Here is a 23,266-nt window from a genome sequence, read left to right as displayed (position 1 = left end):
GCGGCACCGGAATTCCCGCCACCCCGGCAAACGCTGCGAACGCTGCGAACGCTGCGAACGCTGCGACACCGAACTCCGCCTCCGCGCCGACGGACAGCCGACCCGACGTGGCGAGCACCGCAGCCGGGGCGGTAAGCACCGCAGGCGGAACGGCGCAGGCTCAGGCCGGTGACCGGGGTCCGAACGTCGGCCCCACCTCGCCGATCACCACGGGAGGTGTCGACCTGGACCTGCCGTTCACCCTGGACCGCCCGTCCGCGGCTGCCACGCCCACCGACCGCCCCACCGCAGGCACCACGCCCACCGACCGCCCGGCCGCCGCAGCCCCCGCGTCGGCGGAATCCGCGACGGCAGCCCCCGCGTCGACAGGCCACGCGACGGCCAACCCCGTAGCAACCAGCCCCGCCGTGGCCGGGTCGGCGCCGGAGGCCGGCGAGACCGGGGAGGACGGATCCACCGGCGGGCCGGCGCGGCCGCCCACCGAGTCGCCGTGGGCGTACCCGCCGCAACGCCCGGCGGGGTCGTCCGCACCAGCCCAGGACGAGGCCGCCACCGCAACACCCCCGATCCCCGCCCCACCCGTGCCGCAGCCACCGCACGCCGGCCCCGGGCAGGCGCACTCGGCGCCGACGCACCCCGGGCAGGCGTACTCCGGTCAGTCGTTCACCCCGGCGATCCCTGGCCAGGCCGGCCCGGCGCAGATCCCGCCCCCGCCCGACCTGACGCAGTTCAACAAGCAGCCGCACGGCCGTCCCGCGCCGCAGCAAGCTCCCCAGCAGGCCGGGCCGGCGACCCCACCGCCCGGGCCGTTCCCGCCCTCGCCGGGTTGGTATCCACCGCCATGGCAGCAGGGCACGGCCGGTGTGCCGCCCGGGCAGCCGTACCCGGAGGCCGAAGGGGTGACCCGGGTGCCCACCCCCGGTTACCCGGATGCGACCGGATACCCGGACGCGAGCTGGACGCCGGAGGACACCGCAGCGCCGACCGCCGAGGACTTCGCCCGGCGCCGGCAGGTCCGGCCCGCCGACCCGGTCGCGACCATGGGTGTACGCGCGGTGGTCAACAAGATGGGGCTGCTCCGGCTCTCGCCGGGGCGGCATGAGCAGGAGCTCAAGCGGGACATCGAGATGGTGCGCCGCAACTTCGGCGGTCTGCGGCAGGTGACCGTGGTCAACCCGAAGGGCGGCGCCGGTAAGACGGTGGCCATCCTGCTGCTCGCGATGACGTTCGGCCAGAAGCGTGGCGGCTACGTGCTGGCCTGGGACAACAACGAGACCCAGGGCACCCTCGGGATGCGCGCCCAGCAGGATTTCCACTCCCGCACGGTGCGGGACATGCTGCGTGACCTCGGGCAGTTCCAGGGCGCGCACGGGCGGGTCGGCGACCTGTCGCAGTACGTCCGCTCGCAGGGCGAGGGGATGTTCGACGTACTGGCCTCGGACGAGTCGGCGACCGGTGGCGAGATGCTGACCGCAGCCGCGTTCGCCGAGATCCGCGAGGTGGTCAGCCGGTTCTATAAGTTGATCTTCGTGGACACCGGGAACAACGTCCGGGCGCAGAACTGGCAGGCATCGATGGACGCCACCGATCAACTGGTGGTCACCATGTCGGCCCGTAACGACTCGGCGGAGACCGCCGCCCGGATGCTCGACCACCTGGAGCAGAGCGGTCGGCAACGGCTGGTCCGGCAGGCCGTGACGGTGGTGTCGATGCCGCCGTCCCGCAAGGAGATCGACCTGCCAGCCATCCAGGAGCACTTCGCGGCCCGCACCCGGGCGGTGCTGCTGGCCCCGTACGAGCGGCTCATCGACAGTGGCGAGCCGATCCGGTACGGAGGGCTCTCCTCGGCCACCCGGGACGCCTGGCTGAAGATCGCCGCCGCGGTCGCCGAGGGGCTGTAACCCGCCGACGGCCGGCCCGGTGTCGGGCCGGCCGTCGGAGCGGGCTCAGTTGCTCGCCAGCGCGTCCGCCGCTTCCGGGTCGCAGTCGCGCAGGAACTGGGCGCAGCGGGCCGCCTCGTCGGCCTCGCCGATCTCGTCGGCGGCGCGGGTCAGCACGTACAGGCAGCGGAGGAAGCCCCGGTTGGGCTCGTGTGACCACGGCACCGGGCCGTGCCCCTTCCAACCACTGCGGCGCAGCTGGTCGAGGCCCCGGTGGTAGCCGGTGCGTGCGTAGGCGTACGCCGTGACGACCTGATCCTGCGCGAACGCCCGGGCCGCGAGCGCCGCCCAGGCCGCACTGTAGGTCGGGAAGCCGGCCGCCACACTGGCGAACGCCTCATCGGTGCCGGCCTCCTCGGCGGCAGCCAGGGCGGCGTCGGCCTCGTCGTTCGCGGGCAGGCGGGTGGCCGGTGGCTCTGGCAAAAGGTTCTGCATCGCCCCATTCAACCCGCTGGACAGGGCGACACGCGAGCGGGTCGGCCGACGCGTTCCGCTGAACGGCTGAGGAGTTGGTCACGCCTGCGGCCTATGCCGCTGCCAGGTGTTTTCCACTACAACTAATGGTCCGGAGCCTCCCCAGGAACCGGTAACGCAGGAGCCCGGTGGCCACGACCACCGGGCTCCTGTCGTACCCCCCCGGGCCCGAGGTTTGGCCGACCCCGGCGGACGGGCAGGATGGCCGGGTGCCGACCCCACCTCCCGCGGACGTCATCGAGCCGCACCTGCACGCCAACGAGATCCAGACCCGGGACGAGCTGGACCGACAGCTGGCCACCGGGCGACTGACCGGGCTGACCGTGCAGGGCCTGCGCCTCGACCTCGCGCCGGTGCCCGACCTGACCGGCATCGAGGTCGCCGGCACCCTCTTCGTGGGCTGCCGGTTCGCCTCCCGCGACGTGGGCGCCGACCTGGTCCGGCGCGGGGCGAACGTGGTGCCGCCGTTCTCGGGGCTTCCGTACCCGACCCAGCCGACGCACCTCTACGCCCCGGAGGAACTGGCCGCCGGGTTCGCCGAGGGCGGGTTCACCGGGATGTACGACACCCGGGTGTACGACCACTACCGGGCGCACGGTGGCGCGCTGCCGGACGTCAAGGAGGCGCTCGGTCAGCGCCTGCACGACCATGGCGTGGACAACGCGTTGGCCGACGCCACCCGGGTCTGGCTGGCCGGGCACGGGCCGCAGTCGGTGGTGGGCATCATGGGCGGGCACGCGGTGCGGCGCGGCAGTCCCGCGTACCGGATGGCGGCCGTGCTGGGTTGGGAGCTGGCGCGGGCCGACCGGCTGGTGGTGACCGGCGGCGGTCCCGGGGTGATGGAGGCGGCGAACCTCGGCGCCTACCTGGCGGACCAGCCGGCAACGGAGGTGACCGCGGCGATCGACCTGCTGGCCACCGCCCCCGACTTCACCGACCACCACCGGTACACGGAGACGGCGCTGACGGTCCGGCAGCGGTACGCGGGCGTGCCCCGGCAGCGTGGCGACGACCCGGGTTGGGCGCGTGCCGGCGGCCTGGCCATCCCGACCTGGCTGTACGGGCACGAGCCGGCGAACCTGTTCGCCGGGCGGATCGCCAAGTACTTCTCGAACGCGATCCGGGAGGACACCATCCTGCGGCTCGCCCGGGGCGGCATCGTCTTCGCCCCGGGGCGGGCGGGCACCGTGCAGGAGGTGTTCCAGGCGGCCACCAAGACCTACTACGGCACCGACGGCGCCAGCGGCGCGTACATCTTCCTGGACCGCGACTACTGGACCCGGGAGCTGCCGGTGGAGGCGTTGTTGCGTCCGCTACTGGCCGCGTCCCCGTTCGGTGACCTGTCGTCGACGATCCACCTCACCGACGACGTACGCGATGCCGTGCGCCTGCTCACCGCGCCGGCCTGACCACACGACGACGGCCGGCCTCCCGAGGGAGAGCCGGCCGTCGGTGGGACGTCGTTACTTGGACATCGTGGTTCCGGTCGAGCGCAGGTGCTCGCACGCCTCGACGACCCGGGCGGCCAGGCCAGCCTCGGCGGCCTTGCCCCAGGCGCGCGGGTCGTACTGCTTCTTGTTGCCGACCTCGCCGTCGATCTTCAGCACGCCGTCGTAGTTGCGGAGCATGTGGTCCGCGACGGGCCGGGTGAAGGCGTACTGGGTGTCGGTGTCGATGTTCATCTTCACCACGCCGTAGTCCAGAGCCTCGCGGATCTCGCTCAGCAGGGAGCCCGAGCCGCCGTGGAAGACCAGGCTGAGCGGCTTGTCCTTGCCGTACTTGGCGCCGACCGCGTCCTGGATCTGCTTGAGGATCTCCGGACGCAGCTTGACGTTGCCCGGCTTGTAGACGCCGTGCACGTTACCGAAGGTCAGCGCCGCCATGTAGCGGCCCTTCTCGCCGAGGCCGAGCGCCTCGACCATGGCCAGGCCGTCCTCGGTGGTGGTGTAGAGCTTGTCGTTGATGGCGTTCTCGACGCCGTCCTCCTCGCCACCGACGACGCCGACCTCGATTTCAAGGACGATCTTGCCCTTGGCGGCCTCGTCGAGGAGTTGGGAGGCGATCTGCAGGTTCTCCGCGACCGGCACGGCCGAGCCGTCCCACATGTGCGACTGGTACAGCGGCTCCTCGCCGCGCTTCACCCGCTCCTGCGAGATGGCCATCAGCGGACGGACGAACCCGTCCAGCTTGTCCTTCGGGCAGTGGTCGGTGTGCAGGGCGATGTTGACCGAGTACTTCTTGGCCACCTCGTGCGCGTACGCGGCGAACGCCACCGCGCCGGTGACCATGTCCTTGATCGAGGGGCCGGACAGGTATTCGGCACCACCGGTGGAGACCTGGACGATGCCGTCGCTCTCCGCGTCGGCGAAGCCCTTGAGCGCCGCGTTCAGCGTCTGGGAGGAGGTCACGTTGATAGCGGGGTACGCGTACCGGCCAGCCTTGGCCCGGTCCAGCATCTCCGCGTAGGCCTCGGGGGAAGCGATGGGCATGTCGAACGCTCCTTACTTACCACTCTCGGCCGTACTGGCCGCTGTTCTTCATGTGTGCGCCGGACCGCGCTGTCCTCCTCCGGAAGTATCCCGTAGGTGAGGTGCGCCGGAACAACCGACCCGGGCGCTAGCCGTTCACCGACGGTCCAGGTTGTCCGGCACGATGACGCTGATCAGCCAGGTGACCACGGTCATCACGATGGCTCCCCAGAACGCCGGCCAGAATCCGTCCACCTGGAACGGCAGGTCGAGCCCGCGGGCGATCCGGTCGGTGAGCAGGAACAGCAGCGCGTTGACCACCAGCGCGAACAGGCCCAGGGTCAGCAGGTAGAACACGCAGCCGACGACCCTGATCACCGGTTTGAGCACCGCGTTGATCACGCCGAAGATGAGCGCCACCACGATCAGGGTGAGCACGGTGTTGCCACCCGAGCGGCCGTGCACGTCGACCCCGGGCACGATCAGCGTGGTTATCCACAACGCGACCGCGGTGATCACCAGTCTGATGAGGAAGCCCACGGCACCATCCTGGCACCGGGTCGCGTTCCCGAGGGCTGATTCCGCCTACTCCGCTTCCGGGCGGTGCGCCGGCCCAGCCCGTACGGTGGGTGGGAACCGTGCCCCGAGACCCCCGGGAGGGACGATGGGTCAGCCCGATGAGGACTTCACCCCCGGCGACCACCTCGCCCCGGACGAACGCGACCCCGAGGCCGATCCTGCCGACGCGGTCGAGCAGGCCGCCGTCGTCGGTCCCGCCGACGTCGACAGCGAGCCGCACCGCGGCCTGGAGGTCGACGACTGGGACGCGATGGAGCAGGCCCGGGTGGTCACCGGGGACGAGGACGACTACCGCTGACCCCGTCGTGGGGTCGACTGCCCGTTGCGACAGAGGTGTTCAGCCGTTCGGGTCGTTAGACAAATATCGATCCCAAGGGGTTACCGAAGAGGCGGGGTCTCCCTAGGTTGGACGAGCGCCACCTGTACCCCCACGGGAGGACCCCCATGCTCAAGCATTCGATCCGCTGGCTGACGGGGCTCGGCGCCGCGGGCGCGTTGGTCGCCGCCTCCGCCAGCCCCGCCGTCGCCGCAGCCGCGATCGAGCCCTACTTCCAGGACGCCACCCTGGCCGTCGGCTCGGCGGCAACCACCCGCACCCTGTTCCTGTACGCCGACGAGCCGACGGTCCTCACCGACGTCTCCGTGCGGTACGACTACAGCTCCCTGGCCGACAAGATCACCATGACCGCCGGGGAAAACCAGGAGTGCGCCGCCCCCAAGCCGGGCGTTCTCGTCTGCAAGGAGCCCGGCGAGGTCGTCCTCCACGAGATGGTGCCGCCCGGCAGCGGGATCTACCGCAACGCGACCAAGCAGGTGCGCATCGCCCTCACCGAAGGCGCGCAGCTCGGCGACTCCGGCGACGTCGCCGTCAGCTTCCAGGCGGCCGGCGGGCGGCAGGGCAGCTACACCTCGCGTGTCCGTGTCGGCGAGGGGGTCGATCTTGCTGGCGGCCCGTACACCACCGTCTCCTCCAAGCCGGGCGGAAAGTTCACGGTGCCGCTGGCCGTGGCCAACGTCGGCGACGAGACCGTCACGGGATTCGTCGCGGTCTTCGACCTCGCCTACTCGATCCGGACCAGGGACCGGTTCAGCAACTGCCTCTATTCCGGCGACCACCTCGTCTCCTGCCAGTTCGACGAGGAGATTCCGGTGGGCACGGGGCTCGAAACCACGCTCAACCTTGAACTCGCCAAGGACACCTACGCCCCGACCAACCAGTCCGGCTATGCCCAGTTCATGACCAAGGCCGACTTCGAGGACCTGACCCGGGTGCGGGAAACCGCCGGCGCCCGGGCGGCCACCCGCGGCAACGGCCCGAAGCTGACTCTGGCCGAGGCACCCGGCAGGATTCGGCAGGCCGACCAGACCGACGTCGGCCCGGGCAACGACTACACCGGGTGGATCATCAAGGCCACCGGCACGAACGGCACCGACCTCGCGGCGATCGGCGCCACGCTCAAGGGCAGGGCCGGCGCCGTCGTCACGGCCACCGTCGGCTTCCGGAACAACGGGCCGGCGACACTCGACAGAACGAACGCAGACTACGAGGCCGCCACCCACACCGACGTGGAGCTGCCGCCGGGCACCACCGCCGTCGAGATCCCCGATAGCTGTCAGTTGCGGCAGGGCACCCGCACGTACCAGTGCGCCTCGGAGATGCTCCTGGTCGCCGGTCAGACGTACACCATGAAGTTCCGGCTGCGCATCGACAAGGTCATCCCCAACGCCCGGGGCGCGGTGCGGGTCAACGCGCCGTGCGAGTGCCCCGGCGGCGGCGGCTTCCCGGACGACATCAAACCGGCCAACGACAGGGCCACCATCGTGGTCAACGCGGCCCAGGGCGGCGGCGAAGGCGGCGGTGGCGGCGGTTCGCTGCCCATCACCGGCTCCCCCACCGGCCTGATCGCCGGCATCGGCGGCCTGCTGCTCGTCGCCGGCGTGGGCGGCTACCTGCTCGCTCGGCGCCGAACCACCCGCTTCGTCGCCTGACCCACCCCGCCTGACCTGCGCCCCGCCGTCCCGTACCTGGCCGGCGGGGCGCTGTCGCGGTCCGTATCACCGGGTGCGGTTGACCTCCTCCGGGTGCTGCGCCACCCACTGCGCCAACCGATCCTCGCGCAGCGCGGCGAGGAACGCCGAGCCATGCTTCGGGTCCAGCGGCAGCCGCGAAAAGTTGTCCACCGGCGGGCCGACCGGGAGGCTGAGCCCCACCGGATCGACGCTCTTGAGTTCGGGTAGTACCGCCACCAGCCTGGTCAGTGGCAGGCCGTCGTCGTCGACCGTCAGATCCTTACCGGCGGCCGACAGCAGCGCGTTGAGCCTGACCGGACTGGTCAGCACGTCCTGCGCAACCACCCGCCGGATCAGCCCGTCGACATAGCGCTGGGCGTTACGGTCCCGGTCGAGCGCACCGACGGGCAGGTACCGCCGTTGCCGCAGCAGGTCGACGGAGGCAGCGCCGTCGAGCCGCTGACAGCCAGCCGGGAAGATCCGGCGGGTGTGCCAGGACCGGACCTCATTCGGTAGGCAGACCTCCACACCGTCGACGGCCTCGGTGATCCGGCGCAGCCCCGCAAAGGTCAGCACCGCGCCAGCGTCGACGCGTACCCCGGTCAGGTCGTCGACCACCCGGCGGGTCAGGTCGTAGCCGGCGTCCAGGTCGGGCCGAGGCTCGCCGGCACCGTCGAAGAACGCGGTGTTGAGCTTGTCGACCCCCCGGCCGGGGACCGACACCTCCAGGTCGCGCGGCAACGAGATGAGGTACGGCCGGCTCCGGTCGGCCGGGATGTGCACCAGCAGGATGGAGTCCGCCAACCGGTACTGCGGTTCCTCGCCGAAGCCGTCCACGCCGAGCAGCAGGATGTTCAGCGACGCGGTCGGCGAGTCAGCTGGTTGGCCAGACACCAACGAGTCCGCTGCCGGCCGATCGGGGCGCAGCTGCGGCACGCCGACTCCGAGCGCGGCGAGCAGGGCGAGCGTGACGCCGGCGGCCTGGAACCGCTGCCTGCGGCGACGGCGGGTGGCGGCGAGCCGGTCGATCGCGGCCCGCAGTGGGCCGGTCGACGGGGTCAACGGCTCGTGCCGGGCGAACGCGGCACGCAGGTCGTCCTCAATCATGTTCACGCCTCCACGTACTCGGCCCGGAGCGTGGCCAGGGCCCGGGAGATGGACGAACGTACGGTCCCGACGGCGCAGCCGAGGATGTCGGCGATCTCGGCGTCGGCCATGTCTTCGTAGTAGCGCAGCACCAGGGCGGCCCGCTGCCGGCGCGGCAGCCGGGACAGCCAGGACCAGATCTGGTCCCGGTCCACCGCGGACTGGGCGTGGTCGGTCGGCACCGGCACCGTCGCGTCGGGCTCCCCGCGCAGCAGCACCCGGCGTACCCAGGACCCTCGCCGCCAGTCGACGTACTGGTTGGTGAGCATCCGGCGCACGTAGCGCTCGGGTGAGTCCGCCCGGACGACCCGACGCCAGTTGAGCTGGACCCGGACCATGGTTTCCTGGACCAGATCCTGTGCCTGGTGCGGATCGCCGGTGAGCATCACCGCGTACCGCAGTAGCGGGGCCAGCCGCGTGTCCGCGAACTCCTCGTACGTCACTGCACCTCCCGGGGCTCCTGCCTCAGATGACGGGAGTGGATGGACCGAACGTTGCGGTGCCCCTGATCAACCTTTCGGTTGAACCTGATCGATGGGCGGCGCTCGGGGCTGCAGTCAGCCTTAGCGATTCCTTAAGATCCGCACGCTCCACCTGACTTCCCTCACTGGAGGAACCCCCCTCATGCTCACCCACTCCACCCGGCGTTGGCTCGCCGGACTGGGCGTAGCAGGCGCGTTCGTCGCCGCCTCCGCCAGCCCGGCCGTCGCCGCCGAAGCCCCTTTCGAGATCGGGACGCACGATCTGCTCGTCGCGCCCGGCCACACTGACTACGGCTACTTCTACGCGCAGCAGACTGACACCGAGTCCGAGCTGAAGTTCGGTCAGACCTCCGTGGACGTCGACTTCTCCGCAGTCGCCGACTTCGCCACGGTGGAGTCGGCGTGGGGCTGGGCCTGCGACGTTTCGGCAACCAAGCTGCACTGCGAGACCGACGTCGAGGAGGGCCAGGCGCCCTGGTTCAACTACATGGTCACGGGTAAGGACGACGCGAAGCCAGGACAGAAGGGCGCCCTGGCGATCAGCATCACCTCCGGTGGCAAGACCGCCAAGGCGACGGCCGACATCACCATCGCCGAGGGCGTTGACCTCGTGAGCGACCCGACCGTGGAGGCCAGCGGCGCTCCGGGTGGCAAAGCTGGTCTACCGGCCGTCGTTCGCAACGCCGGTGAGACCGCCGTCGAAGGCGCTGTTCTCGTCGTGCAGGCCGAATACCTCGCCTCCTACGGCGGGGACTTCTCGAACTGCAAGTCCGACGAGTGGGGCATGACCGCCTTCTGCACGTTCGACACGAAGATCGAGCCGAACAAGTCGTACAAGCTCTCCTCAGACCTGCCCATCAAGGTGGCCCCGGAGGCGCGTACGGGCGCCAAGTTCCCGGTCGTACTGGACTGGTGGACCACGGACGACTGGGATCTGGCGTTCAAGGACTGGTTCCTCGACGACATCAAGCCCGGCACGGGCAAGGAACTTCGTCTGGTCGCGCAGTCGGTGCAGGGGGCGAGGGTGCCTCAGACCGACCTGGACAAGATGAACAACATGACCATCGGGACCGTCCAGGTGACCGGTGACAACCACGCGGACCTGGCCACCAAGGGCGTGACCGCGAGTGGCAAGAAGGGTGACGTGGTCACCGTCGAGCCGAGCTTCACCAACCTCGGGCCGGCGGTGCTCGAGTACCTGGGCCAGGGCACGCCGGGCATCCGGCTTGAGGACCTGCCAGTCCGGGTGTCTGTCCCGGCCGACACGACGGTGGTCGAAGCCCCCTTCGACTGCGTGCCATTCGCGCCGGAGAAGGAGTGGGACCCGTGGACCGCGGGTTGGGGTGAGCCGGGCGCGAAGGAGTACGCCTGCCAGGTCCTTGAGAGCTGGAAGGACTACGAGACCTCGTACTCGTTCGCGCTCCGGATCGACAAGGTCGTCCCGGACGCCACGGGTGCCATCACGACCGCGCTGGTCGGTGACCCGAACAAGGGCAACGACACCGCGAAGATCGTGATCAACCCGACCAAGACGGACGACGGCGGCGACGGCGGTGACGGCGGTGACGGTGACGGCGGTGACGGCGGCACGGGCGGCGGTGACGGCGGCGGTCTGCCGGTCACCGGTCAGTCCACCGGCCTGATCGCCGGCCTCGGCGCACTGCTGCTCGCCGCGGGCGTCGGCGGCTACCTGGTGGCCAAGCGCCGCCGGACCCGCTTCGTAGCCTGATCCACCCCGCACCACCGGTGCCCCGCCCACCATCACGGTCGGCGGGGCACCGTCGTTGGACCCCACCGCCCGGGATGCGCCCAGCGGGTGGTGGGAGTCGGTCATGGCGTGAGCGGACCGACCGAACATTGCGGTGCCGCTGATCAACCTTTCGGTTCGTCTTGCCGGACGGGCAACTCTCGGGGCTGCAGCCAGGCTTAGCGATTCCTTAAGATCCGCACGCTCCACCTGAACCTTCAACTGGAGGAACCCCCTCATGCTCACCCACTCCACCCGGCGCTGGCTCGCCGGATTGGGCGTAGCAGGCGCGTTCGTCGCTGCCTCCGCCAGCCCGGCCGTCGCCGCTGAGGAAGCGCCCGTCGAATTGGGCGTCTACTTCGGCGACACGACCATCGCGACCAAGTCCGCCGGCAAGGTGGAATCCACGACCGTCTACAGCAGCGCCCCGGTCGTGCTCCGCGACGTCACCGTCCGCTACGACTACCGCGACCTGGCCGACAAGGTCACCCTCGCGCCGGAGACGGCAACGGATTACTGCACGACCCCCGAGAAGGGCGTCCTGCTCTGCGCCGACCCCTTTGAGATCGGTGTGGAGGAGTGGGGCCTCGGCGGCATCGCCCCCGTCGTCATCGCGCCCGCCGAGGGTGCGAAGGACGGAGATGCGGGCACCGTCAAGGTGACGCTCAGCGCCGCAGGTTTCGACTCCGTCAGCCATGACGCCAAGATCCGTGTGGGTGAGGGTGTCGACCTCGCCGCCGGGCCCGAGATCGAGGTGTCGGCGGCACCCGGCGGAAAGTTCACCGCCGCCCTCAAGGTCAGCAACAGCGGTAAGACTGCCGCCAACGGGGCGAGCGTCATCTTCTACAACGACTACGGCATCCGCGCGGACAAGCACTACAGCAACTGCACCTACGTGGACGACGAGCTGCGCAGCTGTCACTTCGACGAGGACCTCGCACCGGGTGCCACCTACGGTGCCAACCTCGCCTACCGAGTCGGGGAAGACTCGTACGCTCCGGGTTCCGAGTACGGCGAGATCATCTGGATGACGCCCGCAGAGTTTGAGGACTTCGACGCGTATCTCGACAGCGTGGGTGTCTCGGTAGGCAAGCCGGGGACCGACGGGAAGCTCGCCCTCGCCAAGCTCTCCACGATGGCCGGGACCCGCGGCTCCCAGGCCGACACCGAGCCGGACAACAACGGGTCCTCCCTCAACGTCAAGGTGACCGGCAAGAACGGCACCGACCTTGAGGCGATCGGCGACAGCGCCTCGGGCAAGAAGGGCGACGAGGTCGAGGTCACCATCGGCTTCCGCAACAACGGACCGGCAACGCTGGACCGCAGCCGCGGCGGCTCGGCGGTCACCCACATGAACGTGGAGATCCCGAAGAACACCACCGTCGTGGCGGCTCCGGAGTTCTGCGCCCCGATCACCGGTGAGGAGTGGGGCGAGCCGGGTCAGCCGGGCGGCCGGGTCTACGGCTGCTACCCGACGCCGTTCATCAAGGCCGGCGACCAGGAAACCGCCGACTTCACGCTTCGGATCGACAAGGTTGTTCCGAACGACACCGGCGCCGTCAAGATCAACCTGCCCTGCGAGTGCGATGGCGGCTTCTACGCGGACCTGAAGCCGGCCAACGACACCGCCAAGATTCTGATCAACGCGACCGGCGGCAGCGGCGGCGGCGACAACGGTGACGGTGACGGTAGCTCGCTGCCGATCACCGGCCAGTCCACCGGCCTGATCGCCGGCCTCGGCGCACTGCTGCTCGCCGCGGGCGTCGGCGGCTACCTGGTGGCCAAGCGCCGCCGGACCCGCTTCGTAGCCTGATCCACCCCGCACCACCGGTGCCCCGCCGACCATCACGGTCGGCGGGGCACCGTCGTTGGGCCCCCACTACGCGGGCGGGTGGTGAGGGGCCGGTCCGGCGCGGCAGGGGCCTTGGGCTTCGGTACCCTTTGTGGCCGTGGACACAGCTGAGAACATCCGCGCTCTCGCGGAGAGCGTCGCCCTGAACCCGCTCGATCCCAAGGATCTGTTGCAGACCTTCGGGCTGATCGGCGTGTGGGTGATCCTCTTCGCCGAGACCGGCCTGCTGGTGGGCTTCTTCTTCCCTGGCGACTCGCTGCTGTTCCTCGCCGGGGTGGCCGCGTCGCCGGTCGCGGACGCGATCTTCGGCGACGGCACCCGCCTCTCCCTGGCAGGCCTGCTGATCGGCGGGCCGATCTGCGCGATCGCCGGCGCCCAGCTGGGGCACTGGCTCGGTGCGCGGTACGGCCGGCCGATGTTCGAACGGCCGAACTCCCGGCTCTTCAAGAAGGAGTACGTGGAGAAGGCCGAGTACTACTTCGACAAGTTCGGCCCGGCGAAGGCCGTGGTGCTGGCGCGCTTCATCCCGATCGTTCGAACGTTCCTCAACCCGGTCGCCGGCGCGCTCGGCATGCCGGCCCGGAAGTTCCTACTGTGGAACATCGTCGGTGCGGTGCTCTGGGTGGACGGCATCCTGCTGATCGGCTACCTGCTGGCCGAGCAGATCTACCAGGCCATCGGCGACAAGATCGACCATTACATCCTGCCGGTGGTGGCCCTGATCGTCGTGATCTCGGTCCTGCCGATCTTCTTCGAGTTCCTCCGCGATCGGCGGGCTCGTAAGCGCGGCGAGGCGGTCGCGGTGATCGCGGCGGCCAGCGCCGCTGGCGCGGTGGAAGCGGCCCGTGAGGCGTTCGACCACGACGGGCACCAGCACGGCCGCCAGCGCCCGGAGCACGGCCAGGACCGCTGACCCCAGGTACGACGACGGCCGGCCCCCTGGTGAGGGGGTCGGCCGTCGGCATGTCGCACCCGGCCTCCGGCGGTGCGGCCGGGGACGAGCAGGTGTCACCCACCGGTGGCGCCACCCCTGGCTCGCCACCGGACGCCGCCCCGGCGCGGGACGGCGTGTATTGCCTACGTCAGCGGGCCTTCTTGGTGGCCCGCTTACGCGGCGGGGTCAGCAGGTCGGCGATCGTCGCGATCGCACTCGGGACCAGGCTGTAGTACGCCCAGACACCGCGCTTCTCCCGCTGCAGCAAGCCAGCCTCGGTGAGGATACGCAGGTGATGACTGACCGTCGGCTGAGAGAGGCCGAGCGGCGCCGTCAGGTCACAGACGCACGCCTCGCCCTCGGGGGCCGACTGGATCAGGCTGAGCAGCCGCAACCGAGCAGGATCAGCAAGGGCCTTGAGGACCCCGGCGAGACGCTCGGCATCGGCACGTTCGATCGGCTCGCCGTTAAGCGGCGAGATCTGAGGCATAGTCATTTCGGCCAACGCAGTTCCCACGTATTCCATCCTTCCACCAGCAGCATCGATCCGCCTGCATATCAGCAGATCCGAATCGGCAAACTTTTACGCCACAAGGCCGAGGTCAGCCAACGTATAGGCCGCCCGGTACGGCAATCCGGCGGCTCGCACCGCGTCGCCGGCGCCTCGATCAACAATAACCGCCACGCCCACGACTTCCGCCCCGGCCTCACGAAGCGCCTCGACAGCGGTCAAAACACTTCCGCCCGTCGTGGACGTATCCTCCACCGCCAACACCCGACGGCCGGCCACCTCCGGTCCCTCGATCCGCCGCTGTAGACCGTGCGCCTTGCCCGCCTTGCGCACCACAAAGGCGTCCAGGGCACGGCCGGTCGGAACGGCGGCATGCAGCATCGAGAGCGCGACAGGATCCGCGCCCAGGGTGAGGCCGCCGACAGCGTCGTACTCCCAGTCGGCGGTGAGGTCGAGCAACACCCGGCCGACCAGAGGTGCGGCCTGGTGATGGAGCGTGACGCGCCGCAGATCCACGTACCAGTCTGCCTCACGCCCCGAGGAGAGCACGACCCGTCCGTGGACCACAGCCAGGTCGGTAATGAATTTACGCAGGTCGTCGTGGTCCCCCATGGCGATAGAGGTTACTGCGCAAGTCTGAACGCCGCGTGTCGGGTCCACCCTGATCAGCCCCGCGAGGGACCGATGGCTGGCAATGTTCGACTACGCTCAGCGACCGGCTCGATAGCGGCGCGCCAACGCCGCGCCAACGACCCCCGGGGACCGGCGGGCCTGTCGAAGCTCAGCGCTCGTCGCGACCGATCCGGCCGCGGGCGTCCCGTGCAACGGCATGGAGCAGCCAGCGCGGCGCGTGCCGCATGCCGGCGACGGCCACCTTGTACTTCCATGCCGGGACACTGACCATCTTGCCTTTACGCAGGTCACGCAGGCCTTCGTCAACCACATCCTCGGCCCGCAGCCACAGCCACTCCGGCGTCTTGGACATGTTGATGCCGGCCCGCTGGTGGAACTCGGTGCGGGTGTAGCCGGGGCAGAGTGCCATCACCCGGACGCCGAACGGCCGCGCCGACTGACCGACGGACTCGCTGAAGTTGGTGACCCATGCCTTGCTGGCCGAGTAGGTCGACCCGGGCATCGCCGTACCGAACCCGGCAACCGAAGAGACATTAATCACTGCCCCATTTCGCCGTTCGGTCATCGATCGCAGCGCCACCAGGGTCAGTCGCATGACCGCGTGCACATTGAGCCGCAACAGGCGCGCCTCATCCTCCGCCGTGGAGCGCAGGAACGGTTTGTTCAGGCTGATCCCGGCGTTGTTGACCAGGAGGTGAACTGGACTGCCGTCGGCGAGCCGCTGCTCCACGATGGCGCAGCCGTCGTCGGTGGACAGATCCGCCGGAATCGTCTCTACCTCACGGCCGTGCGTGGAACCCAACTCGGTGGCCATCTCGGTCAGCCGGGCCGCGTCGCGGGCGACCAGCACCAGATGCCAGCCGTCGGCGGCCAGCCGCCGGGTGAACGCCGCGCCGATGCCGGCGGTGGCCCCGGTGACGAGGGCTCGGCGCTCGGCAGTCGTGGGGTCGAGCGTCACGGGGGCGGTCCTCACCTGGGCGGGTACGGGGGCGCGGGAGGCGCCGACGGTGGCTGGTGCGGGGCGGGCATGAACGCGGGCGGTGCGGATGGCATGGTCGGCGCAGTCGAGCGGTGGCGACGGAACCAGGCGTTCGCCGCCGGCAGGGCCAGCAGCAAAGCTACTACAAGGTAACCGAGCCCCTGCCCGACGGAAAGCCCGGCGTTGAGCGGAATCCACCACGACGGGTACGCGTCGCCGATCAGACCCAGCAACTCGGCGAGAGCCTGCTCGCCAGCGCCCAGTTGCAGTGGCGCGGCCCGTTCGCCGACGAGCACCGCCACGCTGCAGCAGCCCGCGAGCAGGCCGAGCCCGCTGATCACCCAGGTGGCCACCCGAGCGCCGGCGCGACGAGCCAGCAGCCCGAGGGCCAGGCCGGCGAGCACCGGCGCGGAGAGCGCAGCCACCACCGCCGACAGCGCTGCGGAGGCGCGGAGCAGCGTCACCACATCGTCGATCTGCTCCGGACTCGCCGAGGTGTCCCGGGCCGCGGAGCGGAACGCGTCGACCGTCCCGCCCAGCACCACCAGGTCGACCACGGTGTACGCGAGCGCGGCGACCGCCATCACCAACAGCACGGTCGCGGCCGACAGGACGACGGCGGGCCGGCGGGCCGGTGCCGATTCTGGGTACGACACGACGAATCCCTCCGGTAGGCGTCGGGTTGCAACCTACTCGGAGGGATCGTCGGCGTCGTGGTTATCGAGCGGTCAACTCGTCGACGGCGGGGTTGACGACCCGGGCGGCGTGTCGTCCGGCCGGTTCGGGGCCGGCGGCGGGGGGTAGCTCGGCTCCCCACTCGACGGATAACCCGGCTGACCGGCCGACTGCGGGTAGCCAGGCTGACCCGGAGCCTGCGGGTAACCCGGGTAGCTGGCGCCCGGGATCGGCGGCTCCCACCCTGCGGTGGGCTTGCGGAAGAACTCGTTGGCCTTCGGCAGCGCCAACAGGATGAGCGCCGTGAGCAGCGCGATCAGGCTGATCACGCCGAGCAGGAGGCTGACCGGGGCTGACCAGGAGGGCAGGGCCTCCTCCAGCCGGCGCTGAATCTCCGCACTGCTCGGCCCGTCGCCGGCGGTCTCCCCGCTGGCGGCGAAACCGCCGGCCGCATTGCTGAGCAGGCCGCCACCCACGCAGCAGACCATGATGCCGCCGACGATCCAGGTGGTGATCCGGGAGCCGTTACGGCCCTGGTTGTTGAACAGTGCCAGGACGCCCAGCACGATCGCGAGCAACAGCAGCAGGATGCTGCTGCCGAGGGCGATGGCGAGGAAGACGTCCGCGACCTGGTCGGCATTGGCGGCGGTGCTGCCCGCGTACGCGTCGCGGAGCGCGTCACGCGTCTTACCGATGGTGCTGAGCGTGATGATCAGACTGATCACCTGGCACGCCAGGAACAGGAAGAGCAGGTAGCTGGAAATCGACACAATGGATGGCCGCTGACGGGCCGGCGTGCTCTGGGAATCGACCACGATTCTCCTTCCCTAAGATCGCGCCCACACCGTATCGACAACGAGCCACTTCGGCATGCCGTGGTGAGCCTGGCGCGCCCACCGGATCCAGCTCAGTGGCCCTCGGACGTGGGGCGGATCGTCAGGTCGGCGGGGTCCAGCAGGTCGCCGCGGGCCACTCTCCAGCCCTCTTCCCCGTACGCCTCGAAGGAGAGCCGCGCGGCGCCACCGGACTGGTAGTCGTGGTAGCGCATGGTCCCGGCCGACGTCAGCCCGGTCTCGCCGGTGGCGGTGTAACGCGCCTGCCCGGTCTCGGCCCAGGTGTAGCGCAGCCCGCCGAGGTCGATGGTCGGGGCGCCCGGGGTGACGGTCGCGCCGGGCTCGGCCGTCCAGAGCACCAACTCCAGTTCGGGGCCGTCCTCCACGGAGAGCCGGTGCCGGGTGCCGGAGTCGTCGTCGAGCAGGTGCTGCACCCAGCTCCAGTCGCCCTCGACAAGGCGGATGGTGCCGCTCACCGCGTACTCCTGCTCGCGGATCCGCACGCGGTCGCCCAGGGCCAGGCGGAGCGGGCTGTCGCGCAGCGACTCTGCCGGACGGTCGCGCGCCGGCCGTCCGGGCGGCAGCGCACCGTCGGGTCGGGCCGCCGACCGCCGCCGGGCCCGCACGACGACCACGACCATGACCACGACAAGTACGGCAAGCGCCGCCACCAGGTACGTCACTGACCCGCCCACCCGACCATCCCCCCAGGTACTTCGGCGCAGACGGTAACAACCTTCGGCATCAGCGGGACCCGTACCGTGACCGACAGCTCAGCTACCGACGGCACCCGTGGGGTCGCCCGGAGTGCGTGGTTGCACCGGGGCGGCCGGGCGGGCGTTGGCTCTCCCGGTGCCTGCGAATGGTTCAAGCCGCGGCGAGCCGCTGGCTGGCGTACTTTCCAAGGGTTTCGCGGTCCATGACGCAGCCGACGAAGGTGGTGAACTCGCTGGGGTCGTCCCGCAGCGACGTCCAGGCCGCTCGGGCCGCCGCCGGGTCGATCCGTTCCAGCAGCGTGGCCGCGTACGCCCGGCCGGCGGGTGTGCCGTCGGCCAGCACCCGGTCGAGCTGGCGACGCGCCTCCTCGGGGTGGTCGCCGAGGGCGGCCTCGACCCGGTGGTACGCCTCGGTCACCGGCAGCAGCGTGCCGGCGATCCCCACTCCGCCAAAGGCGAGCGTGTCAGCCGCCACCAACTCGTCGACGGCCGCGTCCAGTTCCCGCTCCCAAGCCTTCCGCATCCCAAACATGCCTCCACCCTTTCCCCGCCAGCCCCCACTCCACCCTGTTGATCAAGAGGTTTGCGTCATGAGAAAACGCCGCCATGACGCAAACCTCTTGATCACCGCGTTCAGGCGGGGGTGACCGTCAGGGTGTTGGCTTCGGTGGCTCGGTCTACCTTCACCGTTTCGCCGTCGCGGATCTGGCCGGACAGGAGGGCTTTTGCCAACTGGTCGCCGATTGCCGTCTGGACCAGGCGGCGTAGCGGGCGGGCACCGTAGATCGGGTCGTAGCCGTGCTCCGCGAGCCAACCCCGAGCGGCGTCGGTGATCTCCATGCCGAGCCTGCGGTCAGCCAGCCGCCGCCGCAGCCGGTCCAGCTGGATGTCGACGATGGAGCGCAGGTCGTCGCCGCGCAGCGAGGCGAAGACCACGATGTCGTCCAGCCGGTTGAGGAACTCCGGCTTGAAGTGCGACCGGACCACGGCCAGGACACCCTCCCGACGCTGCTCATCGGCCAGCGTCAGGTCGCTGATCACCGACGACCCCAGGTTGGACGTGAGGATCAGGATCGCGTTCCGGAAATCCACCGTGCGGCCCTGGCCGTCGGTGAGCCGGCCGTCGTCGAGCACCTGGAGCAGCACGTCGAAGACGTCCGGGTGGGCCTTCTCCACCTCGTCCAACAGGACCACGGAGTACGGCCGACGGCGCACCGCCTCGGTGAGCTGCCCACCCTCGGTGTAACCGACGTAACCGGGCGGGGCACCCAACAGCCGAGCGACCGAGTGCTTCTCGCCGTACTCGCTCATGTCGATGCGGACCATCGCCCGCTCGTCGTCGAAGAGGAACTCGGCGAGGGCCTTGGCCAGCTCCGTCTTGCCGACCCCGGTGGGGCCGAGGAAGAGGAAGCTGCCCGTCGGGCGGTCCGGATCGGCGATACCGGCTCGGGCACGGCGTACCGCGTCGGAGACCGCGCCCACCGCCTCGGCCTGGCCGACCACCCGGCCGCCCAGGGACTCCTCCATCCGCAGCAGCTTGGCCGTCTCGCCCTCCAGAAGGCGACCGGCGGGGATGCCGGTCCAGGAGGCGACCACTGCGGCGATGTCGTCGGCGCCGACCTCCTCCTTGAGCATCGCGCCATCGGCCTGGAGCTGGGCCAGCTCCTCCTCGGCCTGCTTCAGCTCGACCTTGAGCGCGGGGATCCGGCCGTAGCGCAGCTCGGCGGCCCTCTCCAACTCCCCGTCCCGCTCGGCCCGCTCGGCCTCGCCGCCGAGGCGCTCCAGCTCCTCCTTGGCGGTGGAGAGCTTGGTGATGTGGCTCTTCTCGGTCTGCCAGCGCTCGGAGAGCACGGTGAGCTGCTCACGCTTGTCGGCCAACTCCTTACGAAGTCGCTCCAACCGCTCGGCCGAGGCGGCGTCCAGCTCCTTGGCCAGCGCCATCTCCTCGATCTCCAGCCGGCGGACCGCCCGCTCGATCTCGTCAACCTCGACCGGCCGGGAGTCGATCTCCATCCGGAGCCGGGACGCGGACTCGTCGACCAGGTCGATCGCCTTGTCCGGCAGGAACCGCTCGGTGATGTAGCGGTCCGACAGCGTCGCGGCGGCGACCAGCGCGGCGTCGGTGATCCGTACGCCGTGGTGCACCTCGTAGCGCTCCTTGAGCCCACGCAGGATGCCGATGGTGTCCTCGATCGTCGGCTCGCCGACCAGCACCGGCTGGAAACGACGCTCCAACGCCGGGTCCTTCTCGATGTGCTCCCGGTACTCGTCCAGCGTGGTGGCCCCCACCATCCGCAGCTCACCACGGGCCAGCATCGGCTTGAGCATGTTGCCGGCGTCCATCGAGCCTTCGCCCTTGCCTGCGCCGACGACGGTGTGCAGCTCGTCGAGGAACGTGATGACCTGCCCGTTGGAGTTCTTGATCTCCTCCAGTACGGATTTCAACCGCTCCTCGAACTGGCCGCGGTACTGCGCACCGGCGACCATCGCGCCGAGATCCAGCGAGATCAACTTCTTGTCGCGCAGCGACTCGGGCACGTCGCCGGTGACGATCCGCTGGGCCAGACCCTCGACGATCGCGGTCTTGCCCACGCCGGGCTCACCGATCAGCACCGGATTGTTCTTGGTACGCCGGGAGAGCACCTGGATGACCCGGCGGATCTCCGAGTCGCGGCCGATGACCGGGTCGATCTTGCCGTCCCGGGCGCTGGCGGTGAGGTCGACGCCGTACTTGGTCAGGGCCTGATAGGTCTGCTCCGGGTCGGCGGTGGTGACCCGTCGATCCCCACCCCGAACGGTCGGGAAGGCGGCGACCAGGGCCTCCTCGGTGGCACCGGCCGTCTTCAGCGCACCGGACACCGCGCCGCCCACCCGGGCCAGGCCAGCGAGCAGGTGCTCGGTGGAGGTGTATTCGTCGCCCAACGGCCGGGCGATCTGCTCGGCGGCTCCGATGGCGTTGACGAACTCCCGAGCCAACGTCGGCTCGGCGATGCTCGAGCCGCGCGCGGCCGGAAGGGCGTCGACCGCGCGCTGGGCGGCCCGGCGCAGCTCGGCGGGGTCGGCCCCGACGGCGCGCAGCAGACCGGTGGCGGTCGAGCCATCGGTGTCCAGGAGTGACAGCAGCAGGTGCCAGGACTCCACGGTGGCGTGACCACGCTGGTTGGCCAGCGCGACGGCGCCCGTGATGGTTTCGCGGCTCTTGGTGGTGAGTCTTTCGGTGTTCATGGGCTCCCCCGGATCGGCGTTGTCCATCTGGGTTGGACACAACCAGAGTTGAGCGTATTCCGCTCAACCCTACCGCTGTGACACCCATCACCCTCGACGGCGCCACCGCCAGTCGAACTCACCGGCCACCGGGGGCGGGCCGGGCAGCGGGTCCGTGGCCGGGGCCGCCGAGAGACCTGCCAGCAGCACCGCGAGCTGGCGTCGGCGCAGCTCCCCGGTCCGGTCCGGATCGGGTACGCGCACCGCGGCGCACGCCTCCAGCACCAGCCCCAGGTCCTGCACGACCACGTCCGGTCGCAGCCGCCCGCTGGCGTGGGCCCGCTGGAACAGCGCCGTGGCCAGTTCGTTGGCGCGCATCGCGTCCCGGCCCATCTCCTCGGTCGGGGTGAAGGTGCCGGCCAGGTGGACGGTGAGCGAGTGCACGTCGGCCTCGACCACCCGAGCCAGGAACCCGGCGAACGCAGCCCAGTCGTCCGGCTCGGCGAGGGCCACCTCGGCCTCGGCGACGTACCGGCGCAACCCGTCGTGGCAGAGCTGGCGCAGCAGGTCCTCCTTGCCCGCGTACCGCCGGTAGAGGGCGCTGATGCCGACGCCGGCGCGTTCGGCGACGGCGGCGATCGGGGCCTTCGGGTCGTCGAGGAAGACCGCACGGGCGGCTTCCAGGATGACCTCGTCGTTGCGGGCGGCCTGGGCACGGCGGCCAGCCATCGTCTTCGCGGGGGGAGTCGGCATGGCCTCAGACTAACAGTGGAACGGATCGTTCCGGTCTGCTACTCTCATTGCAGAACGAAACATTCCGTTCCAAAGGAGTTCCGAGATGACCGGCACCACCATCCGCCCGTTCCGCGTCGAGATCCCGCAGACCGCCCTCGACGACCTGGCCGACCGACTGGGCCGCACCATCTGGCCCGCCGACCTGCCCGGCGCGGGCGACGCCTACGGAATGAGCACCGACCGGGTGCGCGCCCTCGCCGACCGGTGGCGCGACGGGTTCGACTGGCGGGCCGTCGAAGCCCAACTGAACGCGCACCCCCAATTCGTCACCGAGATCGACGGCGAGCAGATCCACTTCCTGCACGTCCGGTCATCCCGGCCGGACGCCACCCCGCTGGTGCTCACCCACGGCTGGCCCGGCTCGGTGCTGGAATACCTCGACGTGATCGCCCCGCTCACCGAGCCGACCAACCCGGACGCGCCGGCCTTCCACGTGGTCATCCCGTCGCTGCCCGGTTTCGGGTTCTCCGGCCCGACCCGCAGCGCGGGCTGGAACCGGCACCGCACCGCCCGCGCCTGGGCCGAGCTGATGAACCGCCTGGGGTACGACAGCTACGGCGCGATCGGCAACGACGCCGGCTCGATGGTCGCGCCGGAACTGGGCCGGGTCGACCCGGAGCACGTGCTCGGCGTACACGTCACCCAGCTCTTCTCGTTCCCCTCGGGCGACCCGACCGAGTTCGCCGGGCTCTCCGAGGCGGACCAGGCGGCGCTGGCGCACCTGCAGTGGTTCTACGAGAACAAGTTCTCCTTCAACCAGGTGCACAGCCAGCAGCCGCAGACCCTGGCGTTCGCGCTGGCCGACTCCCCGGTCGGGCTGCTCGCCTGGAACGCCCAGCTCTTCGACGAGAGCCTGGACGTCGACTTCGTCCTGGCCAACGTGGCGCTCTACTGGTTCACCGGCACGGCCGCCTCGGCGATCCGGTTCTACTGGGAGGACGCGCACGCCGAGCAGCCACCGACCGCGCCGACCACCGCGCCGACCGCGCTGGCCATGTTCCCCGGCGACTTCCAGTCCATACGCCGCTTCGCCGAGCGGGACCACTCGAACATCGTCCGCTGGACGGCGTACGAGACGGACGTCGAGGGCCGCGGCGACGTCGGCGGTCACTACGCCGCCCACCAGGCCACCGAGGTGCTGGTCACCGACATCCGCGAGTTCTTCGCCAGCCTCCGCTGACCACGGCGCACTCCGGCGCGTCCCAGGCTCCGGCGCTTGATCCACTCGGCTTCCCGGAAGTCGGGGCATCCGGACTGCCGGGACACCGCGACATCACCAAAACCGAGT

The 23,266-nt window shown here is 70.3% G+C and carries 22 protein-coding genes; 8 read left to right on the top strand and 14 right to left on the bottom strand.

Features of this window, described 5'->3' with window-relative positions; translation table 11 throughout:
- Positions 1-107 precede the first annotated feature (107 nt).
- Entirely contained in the window at positions 108-1,901 is a 1,794-nt protein-coding gene (locus tag PCA76_RS00770; protein ID WP_336298038.1) for a chromosome partitioning protein, read from the top strand.
- 45 nt (positions 1,902-1,946) lie between these two features.
- On the opposite strand, the gene PCA76_RS00765 is transcribed toward PCA76_RS00770, so the two are convergent.
- The gene (locus PCA76_RS00765; protein ID WP_272614563.1) at positions 1,947-2,375 is read right to left on the bottom strand and encodes a DUF3151 domain-containing protein; all 429 of its coding nucleotides are present in this window, start codon (positions 2,373-2,375) and stop codon (positions 1,947-1,949) included.
- 248 nt (positions 2,376-2,623) lie between these two features.
- Here PCA76_RS00765 and PCA76_RS00760 point away from each other — a divergent pair, with 248 nt between their 5' ends.
- Complete coding sequence (locus PCA76_RS00760; protein ID WP_272614562.1) at positions 2,624-3,823, top strand: LOG family protein; 1,200 nt, start codon at positions 2,624-2,626, stop codon at positions 3,821-3,823.
- Positions 3,824-3,877: 54 nt separating this feature from the next.
- Here PCA76_RS00760 and fbaA read toward each other — a convergent pair whose 3' ends face one another.
- A complete protein-coding gene (gene fbaA / locus PCA76_RS00755) occupies positions 3,878-4,903 on the bottom strand; it encodes a class II fructose-bisphosphate aldolase (RefSeq protein ID WP_272614561.1) in 1,026 nt (341 codons plus the stop codon).
- 135 nt (positions 4,904-5,038) lie between these two features.
- Complete coding sequence (locus PCA76_RS00750) at positions 5,039-5,422, bottom strand: phage holin family protein (protein WP_272614559.1); 384 nt, start codon at positions 5,420-5,422, stop codon at positions 5,039-5,041.
- Positions 5,423-5,546: 124 nt separating this feature from the next.
- On the opposite strand from PCA76_RS00750, the gene PCA76_RS00745 reads away from it, so the two are divergent.
- Positions 5,547-5,759 (top strand): hypothetical protein, encoded by a 213-nt coding sequence (locus tag PCA76_RS00745; protein WP_272614558.1) that lies wholly within the window; start codon positions 5,547-5,549, stop codon positions 5,757-5,759.
- 146 nt (positions 5,760-5,905) lie between these two features.
- Complete coding sequence (locus PCA76_RS00740) at positions 5,906-7,450, top strand: LPXTG cell wall anchor domain-containing protein (RefSeq protein ID WP_272614557.1); 1,545 nt, start codon at positions 5,906-5,908, stop codon at positions 7,448-7,450.
- Positions 7,451-7,516: 66 nt separating this feature from the next.
- Here the strand turns inward: PCA76_RS00740 and PCA76_RS00735 are convergent, their stop codons facing one another.
- Positions 7,517-8,578: an LCP family protein gene (locus PCA76_RS00735; RefSeq protein ID WP_272614556.1), complete on the bottom strand. Its 1,062-nt coding sequence runs from the start codon at positions 8,576-8,578 to the stop codon at positions 7,517-7,519.
- 2 nt (positions 8,579-8,580) lie between these two features.
- Positions 8,581-9,060 carry a SigE family RNA polymerase sigma factor gene (locus PCA76_RS00730; RefSeq protein ID WP_272614555.1) on the bottom strand — a complete coding sequence of 160 codons (480 nt, stop codon included), beginning with the start codon at positions 9,058-9,060 and terminating at the stop codon, positions 8,581-8,583.
- Positions 9,061-9,241: 181 nt separating this feature from the next.
- Between PCA76_RS00730 and PCA76_RS00725 the strand changes: the two genes are divergently transcribed.
- From PCA76_RS00725 to PCA76_RS00715, 3 genes are all read left to right on the top strand, one after another.
- Positions 9,242-10,828, top strand: a complete 1,587-nt coding sequence (locus PCA76_RS00725; protein WP_272614554.1) for an LPXTG cell wall anchor domain-containing protein — start codon at positions 9,242-9,244, stop codon at positions 10,826-10,828.
- A 256-nt stretch (positions 10,829-11,084) separates the two neighbouring features.
- Positions 11,085-12,659, top strand: a complete 1,575-nt coding sequence (locus tag PCA76_RS00720; RefSeq protein ID WP_272614553.1) for an LPXTG cell wall anchor domain-containing protein — start codon at positions 11,085-11,087, stop codon at positions 12,657-12,659.
- Positions 12,660-12,789: 130 nt separating this feature from the next.
- Entirely contained in the window at positions 12,790-13,611 is an 822-nt protein-coding gene (locus PCA76_RS00715; protein ID WP_272614551.1) for a DedA family protein, read from the top strand.
- A 169-nt stretch (positions 13,612-13,780) separates the two neighbouring features.
- On the opposite strand, the gene PCA76_RS00710 is transcribed toward PCA76_RS00715, so the two are convergent.
- The 9 genes from PCA76_RS00710 to PCA76_RS00670 all read right to left on the bottom strand — a co-directional run bounded on the left by PCA76_RS00710 (position 13,781) and on the right by PCA76_RS00670 (position 21,936).
- On the bottom strand, positions 13,781-14,158 hold the full coding sequence (locus tag PCA76_RS00710) for an ArsR/SmtB family transcription factor (protein ID WP_030332125.1): 378 nt from the start codon (positions 14,156-14,158) through the stop codon (positions 13,781-13,783).
- Between the two features lie 57 nt (positions 14,159-14,215).
- Positions 14,216-14,755, bottom strand: coding sequence for an orotate phosphoribosyltransferase (pyrE, locus tag PCA76_RS00705; RefSeq protein ID WP_272614549.1), 540 nt, complete (start codon positions 14,753-14,755; stop codon positions 14,216-14,218).
- A gap of 169 nt (positions 14,756-14,924) precedes the next feature.
- A complete protein-coding gene (locus PCA76_RS00700; RefSeq protein WP_272614548.1) occupies positions 14,925-15,734 on the bottom strand; it encodes an SDR family NAD(P)-dependent oxidoreductase in 810 nt (269 codons plus the stop codon).
- Positions 15,735-15,745: 11 nt separating this feature from the next.
- The gene (locus PCA76_RS00695) at positions 15,746-16,411 is read right to left on the bottom strand and encodes a hypothetical protein (RefSeq protein WP_272614546.1); all 666 of its coding nucleotides are present in this window, start codon (positions 16,409-16,411) and stop codon (positions 15,746-15,748) included.
- 72 nt (positions 16,412-16,483) lie between these two features.
- Complete coding sequence (locus tag PCA76_RS00690) at positions 16,484-17,245, bottom strand: hypothetical protein (protein ID WP_272614545.1); 762 nt, start codon at positions 17,243-17,245, stop codon at positions 16,484-16,486.
- A gap of 92 nt (positions 17,246-17,337) precedes the next feature.
- A complete protein-coding gene (locus PCA76_RS00685) occupies positions 17,338-17,958 on the bottom strand; it encodes a DUF4178 domain-containing protein (protein WP_272614544.1) in 621 nt (206 codons plus the stop codon).
- 172 nt (positions 17,959-18,130) lie between these two features.
- The gene (locus tag PCA76_RS00680) at positions 18,131-18,511 is read right to left on the bottom strand and encodes a hypothetical protein (protein ID WP_272614543.1); all 381 of its coding nucleotides are present in this window, start codon (positions 18,509-18,511) and stop codon (positions 18,131-18,133) included.
- Between the two features lie 101 nt (positions 18,512-18,612).
- A complete protein-coding gene (clpB, locus tag PCA76_RS00675) occupies positions 18,613-21,204 on the bottom strand; it encodes an ATP-dependent chaperone ClpB (RefSeq protein WP_272614541.1) in 2,592 nt (863 codons plus the stop codon).
- Positions 21,205-21,291: 87 nt separating this feature from the next.
- The gene (locus tag PCA76_RS00670; RefSeq protein WP_272614540.1) at positions 21,292-21,936 is read right to left on the bottom strand and encodes a TetR/AcrR family transcriptional regulator; all 645 of its coding nucleotides are present in this window, start codon (positions 21,934-21,936) and stop codon (positions 21,292-21,294) included.
- Between the two features lie 85 nt (positions 21,937-22,021).
- On the opposite strand from PCA76_RS00670, the gene PCA76_RS00665 reads away from it, so the two are divergent.
- A complete protein-coding gene (locus PCA76_RS00665) occupies positions 22,022-23,158 on the top strand; it encodes an epoxide hydrolase family protein (RefSeq protein ID WP_272614539.1) in 1,137 nt (378 codons plus the stop codon).
- The last annotated feature ends 108 nt before the right edge of the window (positions 23,159-23,266 follow it).

This window comes from Micromonospora sp. LH3U1 (assembly GCF_028475105.1).
Classification (GTDB): Bacteria; Actinomycetota; Actinomycetes; order Mycobacteriales; family Micromonosporaceae; genus Micromonospora.
This window is presented reverse-complemented; position numbering and strand designations above follow the sequence as displayed.